Here is an 18313-nt window from a genome sequence, read left to right as displayed (position 1 = left end):
TATTTAGTTTTTTGGTTCTGTATAAAAAATTTCTAATTGTACTCTTTTTTCATCTGCTACATTGGGGTTTCCTCCATGTAAGACTGTTCCTTTTGGTGACATTACGGTTCCAGATGTTACCTTATCGTCACTTTCAAAACTACTATATTGAAAAATTTCATTAACGTTGGTGGTAACCATTAACCCTAATTTAAGGTTCATAGAATCTCTTAAAAGAATATTATTTAAATGTTCTGTTAATCTGATTTTATATTTCACACCATTACCATCGCTATCTCTTTCTAAAACAGTGGAGTGGTAATCTCTAGAATATTCTGGATCTGAAGAATTTGTAATATCAATAAAATAGTCTACAACAGGAATGTTGTTTTTTAAATCATAGATGATTACTCTATTTGGTTCTTGATCTTTGGTAAAATCTGCAGTTGCTTCTTGGTCTACATAAAAAACTAAATTTGCTTCGTTAATAAGACGTTGGTCTTTATACCTAGCTATAAAGTCTTCATAAGCATCAAACATACCGTTATTGTCGGTATCAGCAGTGTCAAACAAATCAATAACCGCCATAGAACCTTCTCCTCCTTTTAAATATAAATTTTTATCACCATCTACAGTATTCGCTGTAGCATCTGCTGTGATTATGGTATTGTCTATGTCTACATTTTCAAATGTGTTTACTCGGTTTCCTGTTAGATTTATCTGAAGTGTTTGATCTTCTCGGATTGGGTTAAGGTCGTCATCTACTTCGCCACTGTCATTGGTGTAATTAAGTTCTAACGTAGCGCTGCTAAAATCAAGCAGAATCAAATTACCATTATTACCAATAGCTTCTGCTTTAAAATAAAGACCTCTAAAGTAATTTTTAAAATTGTTTGCATTACTCAATTCAGGCATTCCTTCTTTTGCGAAAAACTTATTTTGCCAGTAATTAAGAGGCATATTTAGTTCTTTTCTAAACCTTGGGGTTAGTTTTTCTTCCTCTTCGTCATCACCTTCACCTGTAGTAATAGTTATTTCAGTCGGGCTTGGCTTGAAATGCGGGTTGTCAATGCTGCCATCTGTTTCCAGCAAAGTGGCTTCTATGTGATTGTCAAAGTTTATGGTTGTATTTGCATTGGAATAGTATTTTTGAAATTCCTCTACATTTTCAGAATCAAAATCTTTTAAGAAATAACCGTTTTCATAAATAGATAGTTTTATTTCAGAATCACCGTTATATAAAGAGTCTTTGGCAGTCATGGAATAGATGGATTCTCCATCTGTTGTGCTTTCCAATGTCGAAAAATAGGGTATCGTTAAAATAACAGATACCAATTCTGGTGAATCACCAAAATCAGGGTCATAAGAACCCGTTGGGAGTGTCGCTTGAGTTACAATATTTGCTGTCGTTATCCCGTATACAGGGTCTTTGTATACACCTAGTAGATTAGAAGATAAACCGTTCGTTTGAACGGGAGCAAGTTTTTTGTTATATGTGATTACAGAAAGTTTTTCTGAATCTGTACTAAAATTTTGAGATCCTTGGATGTCACTTTCTAGTGTAGAAAAATCTTTGTCACAGGCTACAAACGCTAATGTGATAAACGAAAGTAAACTTGTTACTTTAAGGGCTTTAATTGTCTTTTTCATAGTAATTGGATACAGTTAGCTTAAAACTTCTGTGTTGTAAAAATTGGTATAAGCTTCACTGAATTCATCTTTGTTTTTGTACTCTAATACTGGTTTTTTAGAGGATTCTAAATGTTTTTCAATATCTTTTGGTAGTTCTTCTGATCCAATGATTAAAGCATCTGAATAGTCAATAGCCACTTTCATAAGGTTTACAAAAGTTGGTTTTTTAAGCATTTCTATTGCATCACCTTCAATGTTGTCAAATTTCACTTTGTTAGACATGTCTTTGTTTAACGTTCCTTCAAAGTTTTGATTGTATATAGAAGTAACTATTTTACTTTCATTAAATAATGGTTCGTTTTTATAATACTCTTTAAGATATAAAGGTAATAAAGAGGCTAACCAACCATGAACATGAATAATATCTGGAGACCAGTTTAATTTTTTAACCGTTTCTATAACTCCTTTTGCAAAGAAAATAGCACGTTCATCATTATCAGGAAAAAGTTTTCCATCTTCGTCTGTTAAAGTCGCTTTACGTTTAAAATATTCATCATTATCTATAAAATAAACCTGAATACGTTCTTTTGGTATCGATGCAACTTTTATAATTAGCGGCATGTCTAAATCATTAATCACTAAATTAATTCCAGAAAGTCTAATTACTTCGTGTAATTGGTGTCTTCTTTCATTAATGTTTCCATATCTAGGCATGAATATTCTAATCTGACCACCTTGCTGGTTTACCATTCGAGGTGTTTCAAACGACATTGAAGAAATTTCGGTTTCTGGCAAATAAGGTACTACCTCAGATGATACATACAATATCCTCTTATCTTTCATATAGCTGTTTTTAATGTTTTTTAATGTAATATCTTACTCGCAGTCGACTTTTATTGTTTCAATAAATGGCAATAAGCGCGTTATATATACTTGTTGCTTTTGAAAATTCAAAATAAAAAACACGCAAAAGTACAAAATTTTATGCAGTTTGCCAGTAAAATATTAAGTTTGCAAACGTTAATTTTTATTAAAAATGAAGATTTTTTCCGAAATAAAACAAATTCAGAAATTTATTGGCCAATTAAAGGTCAAAAACCAAACGATTGGTTTCGTGCCAACTATGGGAGCATTGCATCAAGGGCATCTGTCTTTAGTCGCGCAAGCGCTAGCTAATAATGATGTTGCTGTGGTTAGTGTTTTTATTAATCCTACGCAATTTGATAATGCCGAGGATTTAAAAAAATACCCTAGAACTTTAGAAAAAGATGCAGATTTATTAAAAACCTTGTCTCCAGATATTATTATATATGCACCTTCTGTTGCGGATATCTATGAAAGCAAAGTAGAAGCAGCGCATTTTAGTTTTGATGGTTTGGAACATGAAATGGAAGGGAAGTTTAGAAACGGTCATTTTGATGGCGTTGGTACTATTGTGAAACGTTTTTTTGAAATTATAACTCCGGATAATGCCTATTTTGGAGAAAAAGATTTTCAGCAATTAGCTATTGTTAAAAAACTAGTTGAAAAATATCACATTCCTGTCAAAATAAATGGGTGTAAAATACATAGGGAGACTAGTGGTTTAGCAATGAGCTCTAGAAATATAAGGTTAAAACCAGCGTATGAAAGTGCGGCTCCTTTTATTTATAAAACATTACAGGCTGCCAAAAATAAGTTTGGCACAAAAAGTGCTAATAAAGTTACAGAATGGGTTTATAAAGAGTTTGCTAAACATGATTTATTACAATTAGAATATTTCATTATTGCCGATATAAAAACCTTGAAAACAGTAAAAAGAAAATCGAACAAAAAAAACTATAGAGCGTTTATTGCTGTCTATGCAGATGACATTAGATTAATAGACAATATCGCACTTAATTAATTATCTTTGCCACATGCAAATACAAGTAGTAAAATCTAAAATTCACAGAGTAAAAGTTACAGGAGCAGACCTAAATTATATTGGTAGTATAACTATTGATGAAGATTTAATGGATGCTGCAAACATTATTCAAGGTGAAAAAGTGCAAATTGTAAATAATAACAATGGAGCTCGTTTAGAAACATACGCAATTCCTGGACCAAGAAACTCAGGGGAAATCACATTAAATGGTGCTGCTGCTAGGTTAGTATCTCCGGGAGATGTGCTTATATTAATTACGTATGCTTTTATGAAACTTAAAAAAGCGAAAACATTTAAGCCTTCATTAGTTTTTCCAGATGAAGCTACTAACCTTTTAAAATAAGGTTAATGAAATGATTATAGTATAAGGGAACTCTCAACGTATTGGGGGTTTTTTTATTGTTTTTTTCTAATAGAAAATAGAAAGAAATAATTTGTAACTTGCATTTTCAATTCTCAAATTCTTAAAAAATGAAAGCATTAATCTACGCAGTAGTTTTACTTTTTACATTTCAATTTTCTAATGCTCAAGTACAATACGAAACTTTTGATTCGCAAAAACTAAATGATACGCGAGAAATAAAAATTCAGTTGCCAAGAGGTTATGATGAAAACACCAACAAAAGCTATCCGTTAATTGTAGTTTTTGATGGGGATTATATGTTTGAAATAGTGGCGGGAAACGTAGATTATTATTCGTATTGGGAGGATATGCCTGAAGCAATTGTTGTTGGTGTTAATCAAATAGAAAAGCGTAGAGATGACACTAATTATTCTGAGCAAAGCTCTTTACCAATAGATTCTGGTGCAGCATTTTTTGAGTTTGTAGGTATGGAACTCGTTCCGCATTTAGAAAAAAAATACAGAACAGAAAACTTTAAAGTAGCGATTGGTCATGGTGAAACAGGAAATTTTATTAACTATTTCCTATTAAAACCATTGCCGTTATTTCAAGCTTATATTAGTATTAGTCCAGATTTAGCGCCAGCGATGTCTACTTATATTCCGGAAAGGCTAAAAAGTTTTGAGACGAAACTCTTTTATTATTTAGCAACATCTACTAATGATGTGAAATCTATAAAAGCGAAAACCGAAACCCTAAATGCGAGTATTGCAGCGGTAGATAATAAAAATATACTCTATAATTTTAATACTTTTGAAGGTCCTTCCCATTATGCGTTACCAGCACATGCCATTCCAAAAGCATTAGAAAGTATTTTCTTGGTTTTTCAACCAATTAGTAAGAAGGAATATAAAGAGACTATTCTTAAATTGGAAGGTTCACCAGTAACTTATTTGTTAGATAAATACCAAACTATTGAGGATTTATTCGGAATTAAAAAACAAATATTAGTGAATGATTTTAAAGCAATATCTGCAGCTATAAATAAAAACGAACAATACAATTATTACGAAGAATTAGGGAAGTTAGCACGTAAGCAATACCCAGAAACTATGTTAGGTAACTATTATTTAGCACGTTTTTACGAAGAAACTAATGAGCCTAAAAAAGCGATGAAAACATACCAAACTGCATTTATGTTAGAAGAAATAGCAGGATTGACAAAAGATTTAATGCTTGAAAAATCAGATGAGATTAAAGCAGATTTTGGGTATTAATTTATCCTTTAAGGTTTTTAGTAAGAATAATTATATCAGTAATTAAAAAGGTTTCCGTTATCACGGAAAGTAAACATGGCTAAAGTAAAAACAACTTTTTTTTGTCAAAATTGTGGATCTCAATATGCCAAATGGCAAGGACAATGTACTTCTTGTAAAGAATGGAACACGATAGTAGAAGAGGTTATTCAAAAACCAGAAAAAAGCGATTGGAAAACACCAACATCTGCAAGTAAACGCGTTTCAAAGCCATTAACTATAAACGCAATAGACGCTTCAGAAGACGCAAGGCTAAACACACAAGATGAAGAGTTTAATAGAGTGCTTGGTGGTGGTATTGTACCAGGGTCTTTAATTCTTTTAGGTGGAGAACCAGGGATTGGTAAAAGTACTTTGTTGCTTCAAATAGCATTAAAACTGCCATACAGAACTTTATATGTCTCTGGAGAAGAAAGTCAGAAACAAATAAAAATGCGAGCAGAACGTATTCATGCAAATAATGATACCTGCTTTATACTCACAGAAACCAAAACTCAAAATATATTTAAACAAATTGAAGCACTAGAGCCAGATATTGTGGTTATAGATTCGATACAAACCCTTCATAGTGATTATATAGAATCGTCTTCTGGTAGTATTTCGCAAATTAAAGAATGTACTACAGAACTTATTAAATTTGCAAAAGAAACGGCAACACCTGTTATTTTAATTGGTCATATTACTAAAGATGGAAACATTGCTGGTCCAAAAATATTAGAGCACATGGTAGATACGGTTTTGCAATTTGAAGGAGATAGAAATCATATTTTTAGAATTCTTCGTGCCAATAAAAATCGTTTCGGATCTACGAATGAAATTGGGATTTATGAAATGCAGGGTTCTGGTTTAAAAGAAGTATCTAACCCGAGTGAAATATTAATATCCAAGAAAGACGAAGAATTATCTGGTAACGCCGTTGCTTCTACAATTGAAGGATTAAGACCACTTATGATTGAGGTACAAGCATTGGTGAGTACAGCGGTTTATGGTACGCCACAACGAAGTGCGACTGGGTTTAATGCTAAAAGATTAAACATGCTTTTAGCCGTTTTAGAAAAACGTGCTGGTTTTCGTCTAGGAGCAAAAGATGTTTTTTTAAATATTACAGGTGGAATATCTGTAGATGATCCAGCTATTGACTTAGCGGTTGTAGCGGCTATTTTATCTTCTAATGAAGATGAAGCGCTGCCAAAAGATTATTGTTTTGCAGCAGAAGTTGGTTTGTCTGGTGAAATTCGCCCAGTACAACGTGTGGAACAGCGTATTTTAGAAGCAGAGAAACTCGGTTTTTCTACTATTTTTGTTTCAAAATATAATAAAATATCCATCAAACCTAAAGGAATCAAAATTCAATTAGTCTCCAAAATTGAAGATCTAGTAGCTTTAATATCTTTTTAAAAGCTTAACAATTAGTTTTTTATATGCAAAAAGTGCGCTTTAATGTATTTTTATTGCAGATTAACGATTAAATGCATTTAGTAAAAAGTAAAGTAAGATGTTTGTGCTTCTATAATGATAAGTTTGTCAACAGTTTAGAGCTGTTTCTTTTATTATTATAGAAATCTTCCCTCAAGATTTTAAGATTTAAATTAAATAGTCCCAAACTATTAAAACTTAAACCCAAACCTAAATATCTAGCATTGATATTGATTTCATGCTATTATATTTAAAATGATTACCTACTTATGAAAAATCACTTACAATTCTTCGCGCTTTTTTTAAGCTTATTTACTTGCAGTTTAGTTGGTTATTCTCAAAATCTAAAAGATATTGACAATGATGGCGTCTTAAATAGTATAGATGTTGATGATGACAATGATGGTGTTTTAGATACTATAGAATGTCCAGCAATTTCGGGAGCAACTTCTCCAAAATCGGATGCAATAAGTTGGTCTAAAAATGAATATGATGTTTTTGTTATAGGAAACAATACCAATGGTTTAGGGTATCAAGAGTCTGGTTTTCAACAAGAGGTTTACAGTAAAGGTCAAGTGTTAACCGTTTTAAACGGTGCGAATGATTATATATTTCCAGCTAGTTCTGATGTAAATGGATCTGGATCAGAAAGTGTTGGTACTTTTGCAAATGGAACTTTAGATTTTGAAGATAACTATGTATATAGATCTTATGAAATTGATGAGTTTAGAGCAACAACTTCTAACGGTTTTATTTCTGGTAATTCTGGTTCCGGAATTTTTGTTTATCCAGAAGTTGGAAATCAAACAGGAGATTATTATTCTGTAAATATTAATTTTACAGAACCAGTTGCTTCTTTTAGTTTTGATCTGGTGGATATATATGATACCAATGCAGATACAGCTGTGGTTAACTATGAAGTGTATGTAGACGATATTTTGGTTGCTTACTTTAGTGATTCCTATTTTGGAAATGATGCAACAGGAACTATTAATTTATATGATGCCGATGGTGTTTTTAAAGCTAGTATAGCTGCTGGTCAAAATAGAGAAAATACAATAGGTTTTGCTACAGAAAATATGATAAGCAAAGTTACTATAAAACATATTGTTATTTCTGGAGGTTTAGCAGCCGGAACGCATGATCCTCACGGATTAGATACTTTTGCATATAGTTTTTTATGTGGTAGTCAAATAGATTTAGATGATGATAATGATGGTATTCCAGATAATATTGAAGCACAACCAACAGTAGGTTATATTGCGCCAAGCGGAACCGTGAATACTTCAGGTGCTTATCCTGGTTTATGGGATAATTACGGAACAGGTATTACGCCAGTAAATACAGATGGAACAGATTTACCAGATTATTTAGATTTAGATTCAGATAATGATGGTATTCCAGATATTCAAGAAAACGGGATGGCAAATGCTATTTCTAATAATGATACAGATAAGGATGGTTTAGATAATATTTTTGAAGGTGGTTCAGTAAATGATTATTATGATGTAAATGATGAAATAAACGATCCTACAAATCTTCTTATTTTACCAGATACAGATGGCGATTTATTCGCTGGAGGCGATTTAGATTATAGAGATGATATCGATGTATTCATCGAATCTGCAACTTTAGATTTTGATGGGGAAGATGATTATTTAGATACAGATCCTTATATCACAAATTGGACAAATGGTACCATAATGAGTTGGGTTAAATTGGAGCACACTTCTGATGGAAATCTACCAAACCTATATAGTATTGCTGGTCAAGAAAATATGAGGTTATATGTAACTGCTGGTAGAACACCTGCGTTTTATGTTATAACACAAGATCAGGTTACTGCAGGTAGTAGTTACCCATCAAATAATATTCAAGTACAACCAGATCCTTCCTTGAATGTGAAGCTTAAAAATGATTTATGGTACCATGTAGCTGGTGTCTTTAATTCTGCAGATCAAACGGTGAAGTTATATTTAAATGGAAAATTAGTTGGAACCACAACAGATGCTAATTTAAACTCCAAATTAATAACTGAAAATTTTAATGGAACCCCACATATTTATTCACAAAGAGAATTTACAATAGGGAGATACCCAACAAACACAAGTGTTGCTGGTTCGGGTCACTTTAAAGGAGATATCGATGAAGTAAGAATCTTTGATGCTGCCTTAACAGAAGAACAAGTGCAACAAATGGTGTACCAAGAAATTGAAAATAATTCTGGAGTATTAAGAGGTACTATTATACCTAAAGATATTCAGGATTTAAGTACTTCAGCAAAGGTATCCTGGAGTAGTTTAAAAGGATATTACCCAATGTCTAATATCGTTAATAGTACAACATCCGATTATTCTTCAAACAATAACGATTTAAAACTTCATAATATAAAAACGATTGTAGAGCAAACAGCACCAATGCCTTATGAGTCAATAACAAATGGCGCATGGACAAACGAAAATACTTGGTTGCATGGTGATGTTTGGGATATTACAGATGCTGCAACTAATAAAGATTGGAGTATAGTGCATATTAAAGATAACGTTACTGCTGCACATGCTGCAAAAAACTTAGGATTGTTTATAGACGCTGATAAGACCTTAACAGTAAATGGAGATAATCATGTAAATAATTCATGGTATTTAGAATTAGACGGTACCATAGATTTCAAAGCAGATTCTCAATTAGTTCAAGGTATTCATAGTGATTTAGTGACATCTGCAACAGGAAAAATATTAAGACGCCAAGAAGGAGCATCTAGCTACTATTGGTATAATTACTGGAGTTCTCCAGTAGGAACACCTAACGCTACTAGCTTATCTAACAACAATGGTTCTTCTAATAATTCAAATAATTCTGCCTTTAGTTTAGATATGCTAAAAAAAGGAGATGGTAGTGCTATTCAATTTACAAGTGCTTATAATCAAAGTAACAAGTTAAGTACAAGATGGATGTACACCTATGAAAACGGTGTTACTTATTACGATTGGGGAACGGTATCACCAACAACAACTATTAATCCAGGTGTTGGTTATATTCATAAAGGAATGGGTGTTGGTACAGAACAACAATATTTATTTGAAGGAAAACCAAACAACGGAACCATAAAAATTAGTGTAACAGATGCTGGAGGTGCAGGTTCGGTTTCGGGAGTATCTAAAACGGAGTATTTATTAGGTAATCCGTATGCATCTGCAATAGATGTGCATAAATTTATAGATGATAATCAATCTGTTTTAGGTGGAGGTGGAAGTATTCAGCTTTGGCAACAATGGGCTGGTGCATCACACACAACCACAGAGTACGAAGGAGGATATGCGCATATAAACAAAACAGGAAGCGTTATGGCGTATCAGTTTGTAGGAGCGCTCGGAGCACATAATGGTTCGCAAGATGGTACCATGAAACCAACAAAATATTTACCTGTAGGACAGAGTTTTATTGCCGAAATAGCGAGTACTGGTTCTGTAGTATTTAAGAATAGTCAAAGAGTTTTTATTAAAGAAGTAGATGCGAATGGAGATGATGATATGGGATCTGTATTTTTTAGAGAAGCATCTTCTAGTAATTCAGAAGATTCGGAAAGAGAAGAAGATGTACTACAAAAAATGCGAATTGAGTTTCAAGCTATAGATGGGCAAGCAACACGAAGAGAATTGTTATTAGGTTTTAGTGATATAACAACAGATGGATATGATTATGGTTACGAAGCAAAAAATACAGATGATAATCATGACGATTTAAGTCTGTTATTAGATGGAGAAACAATGACTATTCAATCTTATGCAGCAATCACTAATGATAAAGTAGTGCCGTTAGCTTTAAAAACTTCAGGAAATAATAGCTACAGTATTAAGTTAACCGAAACAGGTAATTTAGCGGAAGGCCAAGAGGTTTATTTAAAAGATAATCTTACAGATACGTATTTTGATTTACGTCAAGAGGTAGCATATATATTCACGTCGGAAGCAGGAGAGTTTAATGAAAGGTTTGAAATAGTCTTTGAAGAAAATCAAAGGTTAAGTACAGAAGATGTATTGGCAAATGATACTACCGTAATTTATTATAACAATAATAGTGACTTGTTATATGTAAAAGGACTAAACACTAGTGCAAGTAAAATTGCTTTAACTAATATGTTAGGGCAAACGGTGTATACAAAAACTAATGTGTCTAGTACTACTTTAGAAAACGGAATAGCTATAAATAAACTAGCAACCGGAATTTATATTGTAAGCATGCAAACAGAAGGAAATCAAATCCTAGATAAAAAGATAGTTATTGAGTAGTGTGCTATTAATCTGTAACTAAAAAAAAGTCAAAACGTATGTTTTGGCTTTTTTTATGCTTTTAAATGAATGTTTTTTTTAAGGGAATAAATAGTGTTTAAATATGCATCATTTATTAATAGGGTTTTTTAGATTGTTTGGAGTGTCAATATTCTTTTTTAGTAAATGAAGGGCATGTTTCTGTTATGTATTGAAATAAGTAACGACTACAAAAAGTGATTAGTAGTGAAAAGGTAAAAAAAAATAATATTAATTATTTGTGTATTTCAGTATTGTTTTTGTGCTTTTTATCGATAATCGACATTTATTAATGTTATATTTTTCAACTACCTTTGCGGCTTAAATGCATCTTGCGTGTTTTTTTGCGTTTAAATAGATTATACCCAAATCGCATATAGTTATGAAAAATTTTACTCCTTCTTTAGTTCACCCATTATGTGAGCGTTCTACTTTACCTACTAAAGGGAATCGCATTTCTTTTGCTAAACTAGTATTTTCCATACTATTTCTACTTAATACGGTTGTGGCTTCGGCGCAGTGTGGTTATGATATAACAAATCCAGGAGGTAATGACCTTGTAGATTGGAATGGGCATTATATTTCTAATGTAACTATAGCAGGAGATAATGTGGCAACAGGAATTAATAACGATAATACCAATACTAGATATTCCGATTTTACAAGCATGTCTGCAGATGCTACTGCAGGTAGTACCTATACTTTTTCTATAACTAAAAATAATAATCAAGGTCTAACTTGGGGGAATACTCAAATAAGAATTTGGATCGATTATAATAATGATGAAAATTACACCCAAGTATTCACTCAGACTTATAACTCAAATAATAGTGCTGTACAAAATATAACAGGTAGCTTTACTATAGCAAATACGGTAACATCAACATCTTCTAAATTAAGAATACAAGCCGCTTTTTGTGCTTCTTGTAGCGGTAATGGAGCTATTTTATCTGCAGATGGTTGTGATTTTACAGGTACATACAGAGGTGATGTTGAAGACTATACTTTAAATTTTGCACCACCATCTGCAACACCAGTAACTGAAGATGATACCTTAACGGTAGAAGAAAACAGTACTGCAGGTGCAAGTAATCAAGTAGATGTATCTACAAACGATTATATAGGAACCATAGGTGGGGATGCAGATGATTATAGTTTAGTGTCTAATGGTGTAAATGGTGGCGTAACCGAAATAAGCGATGGTGTTTTTCAATATATACCAAATGCTGGTTTTTTTGGTACCGATAGCTTTACTTATGAGTTATGTAATTTTTCTACCATTGTAACTTGCGAAACGGCAACGGTTAATGTTACTGTAAATGAAGAAAATCCTGTTGTGTATTGCACGCCTGATGCGAGTCATTTACAAAATAATAATAGATACTATATTTCTAATGTAGATTTTGCAGGAATTAGTTATCCAACAACAGGAACTGAAGGACAATACCAAGACTATACAAGCCAAACAGGAAATGTTACAGCTGGATCAACAGTTGCTGGTAATATAACCGTAACACTTCCTACTTATAATGTAAATAATAGAAGGTTACTTATTTGGATAGATTTTAACCATAACGGTGTTTTAGATGATGCAGGAGAAGAGTTTGAGTATAATATTTCAGGATCAAATACTGTAGTTATTCCTATTAGTATTGTTGTGCCTACAGCATCTTATTTTGGTAATACTAGAATGCGAATTGGTGTTAGTAGTGGTACTAATTCTACTCCTTGTTATGCAAATTATGTTTCAGGAGAATACGAAGATTACACCGTGAATATTTCACCAGCTTCTGCGCCACCAGTGGCAAACTGTCAAGATATAACGGTAACTTTAGATAGTGATGGAAATGCTAGCATAGTAGCTGGAGATATTGATAACACTACTACGCCTTCTTCAGACGATGGAGGAACTCCAAGCTTAGCTATAGATATAGATACTTTCGATTGTACTAATTTAGGTGCTAATACGGTAACTTTAACCGTAACCGATGATGAAGGACAAACAGCGACTTGTACTTCTACGGTTACTGTAGAAGCATTTACAGGTGCTTTAGTAGCACCAACCTTACCAACTATAAATGCAGCTTGTACGTATACTGTACCAACACCTGCAGATATATCTTATAGTTGTGTTACTATTACACCAACCACAACAGATAATACTACTTTAACAAGTAGTGGTACTATTACTTGGTTATATGATGATGGTAACGGAAATACAGATACTGCAACACAAACGGTAAACATAACTTCTGTAGCACCAACCAATATTGTGGTTTCTGCAATTACACAAACAGAAGCAACTGTTTCTTGGGATGATGCTTTAGGTAATGAAACCTACTCTATAAGATATAGAGCGGTTGGAGATACTGTATGGACTACCGTTGCTGTAGCAACAAACACGTATACGATTACAGGTTTAACTAGTTTTACAGATTACGAAGTACAAGTAGCAAGCGTTTGTGGTGCTGTTGTTTCAGCATATGCTGCAAGTACTACTTTTAATACATTATATGTAAATAGTGCTTGTGTGCCTAATGCTACTAATGCAAACGCAAATTATTATATTTCTAATGTGTCTTTACCAGGTGAAAATGCTCCAGGAATAAATAATGCTTCTTTTTATGATAATGGGTATGCAGATTATACAGCAACGCCAAGTGCAGACGTAATAAGAGGAAGTACATATCCAATAGAAATTGAAGTGTCTGCTGCTGCTGCTAGTGAAAATAGATCTGGTTGGACGGTGTATGTCGATTTAAATGGAGATGGTCAAATTTCAATAGCAGAACAAGTTTCTACTATTGATGGGGAAGACAATAGTTTATCTAATACAGACAATACCTTTAATGGTAATATAACCATTCCTGGAACAGCTGTTATTGGTAGTGTATTAATGCGTGTTGGTGTAAGAAGGTATCATGATTCCGATAACCCTTGTGGTAATACAAACTTTCAACGTGAAGAATTTGAAGACTATATAATAAACATAGAAAATGACGCTACCGCACAAGAAATTGAAGTTTCTGGTAATGGTATAAATATTCTTTCAGGTAGTACAGTTACAGATACAAATAACTATACCTATTTTGGTATTTATGATATCAATTCTGGTGCAACTACTAGATCTTTTCTTATAGAAAATTCAGGTATTGCAGATTTAGTATTACAAGCGCCTTATGTTACTGTGGCAGGATCTGCTGCATTTACTGTAGGGACACAACCTGCATTAACCACTTTAATGCCAGGGGAATCTACCATATTTACTATTGCTTTCGATCCAGATATGATAGGAAGCTATTCTGGAGTTGTTTCTATCTTGTCTAATGATGTAGACGAAAATCCATTTACTTTTACAGTAGAAGGAGAAGGAGCACAAACCTTCCCAGATACCGATGGTGATGGCGTGCCAGATAATATAGATATAGATGATGATAATGATGGATTAACAGATAGCGAAGAGTCTATTACTTGTGCGAGTTACCCTAATGCTTCTACTACAGATTTAGTGTTTTTAAATGAAAACTTTGGTGCAGGTACCAACCGTATTCAAATTAATGGAAATTACGCAGGAGCAACCACAACATATTGTTATGAAGATGGTTCAGGATCTTTATGTCCTTCAGAATTTAATTCTACAAGTGTAAACGATGGAGATTATACCGTACACCATACCATTACCAATAATGATGGTAATGTAGACGGTATTGATACCGATATTTCTAATTGGGCAAATGAATTTTGGTATGATGGATTAGATCATACTCCAGGAGATACTAACGGTAGAATGGCAATTTTTAATGCCAGTTATGATCCAGGCGTTTTTTATAGCCAAGATATAACAGGTATTACGCCTGGTGTGCCAATTCAGTTTGGTTTTTATGCTATAAATATTGACCGTACAGATGCACCAGGAATTGGTGGTAGAAAAAAACCTGAGGTTATTATTACTATTTATGATGATTTAAGAAATGTATTAGCTTCAGAATCATCTAACTTAATTCCAGCAACAAGTTCTGTTGGAGATTGGATAGAGGTTTCGGCAAGTTTTATAAGTACGGTATCACAAATTACAGTAGAGTTAACGAATGCGCAAGATGGAGGTGCAGGAAACGATTTAGCTATTGATGATATTTTTGTAAAACAAACACTTTGTGATTTAGATGGAGATGGTGTTGCAGATGTTATTGATTTAGATAACGATAATGACGGGATACCCAATGTCGTAGAATTAGGGTATGTAGATAATAATTATGATGCTACAGTGTATAATGATACAGATAATCCTTGGGTAGATCTAAATGGTAATGGTATGCATGATGCTTATGAAGGTTTAACTGCTTTAGATTCCGATGGAGATGGCGTTCCTAATCATATTGATTTAGATAGTGATAATGATGGTATTTTTGATAATGTAGAATATAATGGTTTAGGAGATATAGATATTAGCGGAGATGGTGTAGCTGAAGGTTTTGATTATCAGGACGCATCAATAGGTAATACAACAGATGATCCAGATGGAGATGGTATTTTACCTTCTATTGATGATAATGATGATGATACCGATGGCGTTTTTGATACCGATCATGGTACTTTTAGTTATAATGACCCTCTAGATAGTGATGGTGATGGTATCCCAGATTATTTAGATATAGATAGTAATGATGCGACTAATAATCCTGCCAATGGTACCGATATTAGTGGTACTATTTATGCCGGCCTTGATGCCGATGGTGATGGTGTTATTGATGGGAATACAGATGATGATAAAGATGGTTTATTAAATACTTTTGATACCGATGATGTAAACTTTGGTTCGCCTAGAGATTTAGATGATTCGTATAGCCTTTTCTTTGATGGTCGTAATGATTATGTAGAAGATGTAAATGTGATTTCTAGCGGAAAAGCAACTATAATGGCTTGGATAAAATCAGAAGGAGATAATACCTTAAATACAGATCGAGTAATTGCAGGTCAAGATAAGTTTTACATTGTGGTTAATGATGCAGATAATAGCGTATCCATAATGTTAAATGGTACTGCTGTTATTACTTCTACAGATGTGGTTGTAGATGCAATATGGACACATGTTGCCGCTACTACAGATTATACAGAAACGGTACTTTATATTAATGGAGAAGCACAACCAGGTAACGCTTCAGTTAACGGTGTTCCTTATGATATTACATCTAAAGTTACTATTGGTAGACTTCCAGATACAGATGCAAACTACTTTCATGGTGAAATAGATGAGGTAAGATTATTTAATATTGCCTTAACGGAAGAAGAAGTACAAAGAACCGTATACCAAGAGCTAGAAGAAAATGAAAGCTTCAACCAAGGAAAAATAGTACCTAAAGATATATCTACAACAGATATTGGTAATAATCTATTGCGTTACTATAAAATGGATGGCTATAAAGATGATATAACCGATAATAAAGTAACGCCTACAATAGATCAATCTACTGGCGCTAAGCTATATAATATTAAGAAAATTTATTTTCAAACAGCACCATTGCCTTACAAAACAATCCAAGATGGAGAATGGACAACCGTAGCAAATTGGCAACATGGAAACGTTTGGGATATTACAGATGTTGAAAATAATAAAGATTGGAGTATTGTTCAATTACATAATAATATTTCAACAACAGCATCACATGCAAATGTCGGATTATTTATAGATAGCAATAAGACTTTTACAATTAATGGCGATAATGAAGTAAACAATAGTTGGTACTTTCAATTAGATGGAACTTTAGATTTAAAAAGTGATTCTCAGTTAATACAAAAATCAAATAGTGATTTAGTAACATCGGCAACAGGGAAAATATTGAGACGTCAAGAAGGAACGTCAGATTATTATTGGTATAACTATTGGGGTTCGCCAGTAGGAGAAACGGGAGTTACTACTTTAAGTGATAATAATACCTCTAGTAATAATACAAATAATACGCCTTTTAAAATCAACATGTTAAAAGATGGAGATGGCAATGGCCTAAGTTTTACAAATGCGAATAACCAAATAGGGACTTTAAGTACACGTTGGATGTATACTTATAAGAACGGAGTTACCTATTATGATTATGAAAGCCTAAGTACAACAACAGCTATAAATTCTGGTGTAGGTTATATTCATAAAGGAACAGGAGAAGGAGCAGGAGAAGGAGCAGAACAAGAATATATTTTTGAAGGTAAACCAAACAATGGAACCATAAAAGTAAGCGTGTCTGATGTAGGAGGTGGAGGATCTGTGGCAGGGGAATCCAAAACAGAATATATTTTAGGTAATCCGTATCCATCGGCATTAGATGTTCGGCAATTCATAGACGATAATCAATCGGTATTACAAGGAGATATTCATTTATGGCAACAATGGGCAGGAACATCACATACTACCACAGAATATGAAGGAGGTTATGCAACAGTTAATAAAACAGGAAGTGTTCTGGCATACCAATTTGAAGGCGGTATAGGTGGAAATAATGGCTCCCTAGATGGTACGAAAAGACCTACTTGGTACTTGCCAATCGGGCAAGGTTTTGTAGTAGAAATAACAAGTGATGGTTCTGTAGAGTTTAATAATAATCAACGTATATTTATTAAAGAAACAGATGCAGATGGAACTGTAGAAAATGGTTCTGTGTTTTTTAGAGAAGCAACGCAGGATCGTTCTGATGATTCAGAAAGGGAAGAAGATATCATGCGAAAAATACGATTAGAGTTTAATGCATTAGACGGTCAAGCAACACGAAGAGAATTGTTATTAGGGTTTAGTGATTTTACAACAGACGCATATGATTATGGATATGAATCTAAAAATACGGACGAAAATCATGATGATTTAAGTCTGTTGTTAGAGGATGAGTATATGACAATACAAGCATACGCAGCAATTTCTAATGATAAAGTAGTGCCGTTAGCATTAAAAACATCAGGAAGTAATAGCTATAGTATTAAGTTAACAGAGGTAATTAATATAGCTGATGAACAAGAGGTTTATTTAAAAGATAACCTTAGAGATGTGTACTTTGATTTACGAGAAGAGGCAGCATATACATTCTTATCCGAAGCTGGACAATTTGATGAAAGATTTGAAATCGTTTTCGAAGGTGCAAGATTAAGTACAGAGGAAGTAACAGCAAATAATGATGCAATAATTTACTTTAATTCAAATCAGAATTTACTTTATGCAAAACAACTTAAAGAAGATGTTGCATCATTAGTTGTGCATAATGTTTTAGGTCAAAATGTATATACTAAAGAAAATGTAAAAACTTCAGACTTAGAGAATGGTGTTTCTCTTGAAAACACAAGTACTGGAGTATATTTAGTTACTATGAAAATGAAGAGTAATTTAACTGTAACTAAAAAAATAATAATTCAATAAATCTCATAATTTATATTTTAA

The 18313-nt window shown here is 33.1% G+C and carries 8 protein-coding genes; 6 read left to right on the top strand and 2 right to left on the bottom strand.

Going from position 1 to position 18313, the window contains the following annotated elements:
* Positions 1 to 3 precede the first annotated feature (3 nt).
* The gene (locus ACVCZW_RS14300) at positions 4 to 1629 is read right to left on the bottom strand and encodes a DUF4270 domain-containing protein (RefSeq protein WP_452230367.1); all 1626 of its coding nucleotides are present in this window, start codon (positions 1627 to 1629) and stop codon (positions 4 to 6) included.
* Between the two features lie 15 nt (positions 1630 to 1644).
* Positions 1645 to 2454: a glycogen/starch synthase gene (locus ACVCZW_RS14295; protein WP_452230366.1), complete on the bottom strand. Its 810-nt coding sequence runs from the start codon at positions 2452 to 2454 to the stop codon at positions 1645 to 1647.
* A 193-nt stretch (positions 2455 to 2647) separates the two neighbouring features.
* Here ACVCZW_RS14295 and panC point away from each other — a divergent pair, with 193 nt between their 5' ends.
* The 6 genes from panC to ACVCZW_RS14265 all read left to right on the top strand — a co-directional run bounded on the left by panC (position 2648) and on the right by ACVCZW_RS14265 (position 18292).
* The gene (gene panC / locus ACVCZW_RS14290) at positions 2648 to 3496 is read left to right on the top strand and encodes a pantoate--beta-alanine ligase (protein ID WP_452230365.1); all 849 of its coding nucleotides are present in this window, start codon (positions 2648 to 2650) and stop codon (positions 3494 to 3496) included.
* A gap of 13 nt (positions 3497 to 3509) precedes the next feature.
* Positions 3510 to 3860 (top strand): aspartate 1-decarboxylase, encoded by a 351-nt coding sequence (gene panD / locus ACVCZW_RS14285; RefSeq protein WP_055444308.1) that lies wholly within the window; start codon positions 3510 to 3512, stop codon positions 3858 to 3860.
* A 128-nt stretch (positions 3861 to 3988) separates the two neighbouring features.
* Positions 3989 to 5137, top strand: a complete 1149-nt coding sequence (locus tag ACVCZW_RS14280; RefSeq protein WP_452230364.1) for an alpha/beta hydrolase — start codon at positions 3989 to 3991, stop codon at positions 5135 to 5137.
* A 75-nt stretch (positions 5138 to 5212) separates the two neighbouring features.
* Positions 5213 to 6574 carry a DNA repair protein RadA gene (radA, locus tag ACVCZW_RS14275; protein ID WP_452230363.1) on the top strand — a complete coding sequence of 454 codons (1362 nt, stop codon included), beginning with the start codon at positions 5213 to 5215 and terminating at the stop codon, positions 6572 to 6574.
* A gap of 287 nt (positions 6575 to 6861) precedes the next feature.
* Positions 6862 to 10881: a LamG-like jellyroll fold domain-containing protein gene (locus tag ACVCZW_RS14270; protein ID WP_452232730.1), complete on the top strand. Its 4020-nt coding sequence runs from the start codon at positions 6862 to 6864 to the stop codon at positions 10879 to 10881.
* A 400-nt stretch (positions 10882 to 11281) separates the two neighbouring features.
* On the top strand, positions 11282 to 18292 hold the full coding sequence (locus ACVCZW_RS14265) for a GEVED domain-containing protein (RefSeq protein WP_452232729.1): 7011 nt from the start codon (positions 11282 to 11284) through the stop codon (positions 18290 to 18292).
* The last annotated feature ends 21 nt before the right edge of the window (positions 18293 to 18313 follow it).

The sequence above is a fragment of the Lacinutrix sp. MEBiC02595 genome (assembly GCF_053601555.1).
The sequence above is the reverse complement of the archived record's forward strand: the minus strand, read 5'-3'. Positions and strand labels throughout refer to the sequence as shown.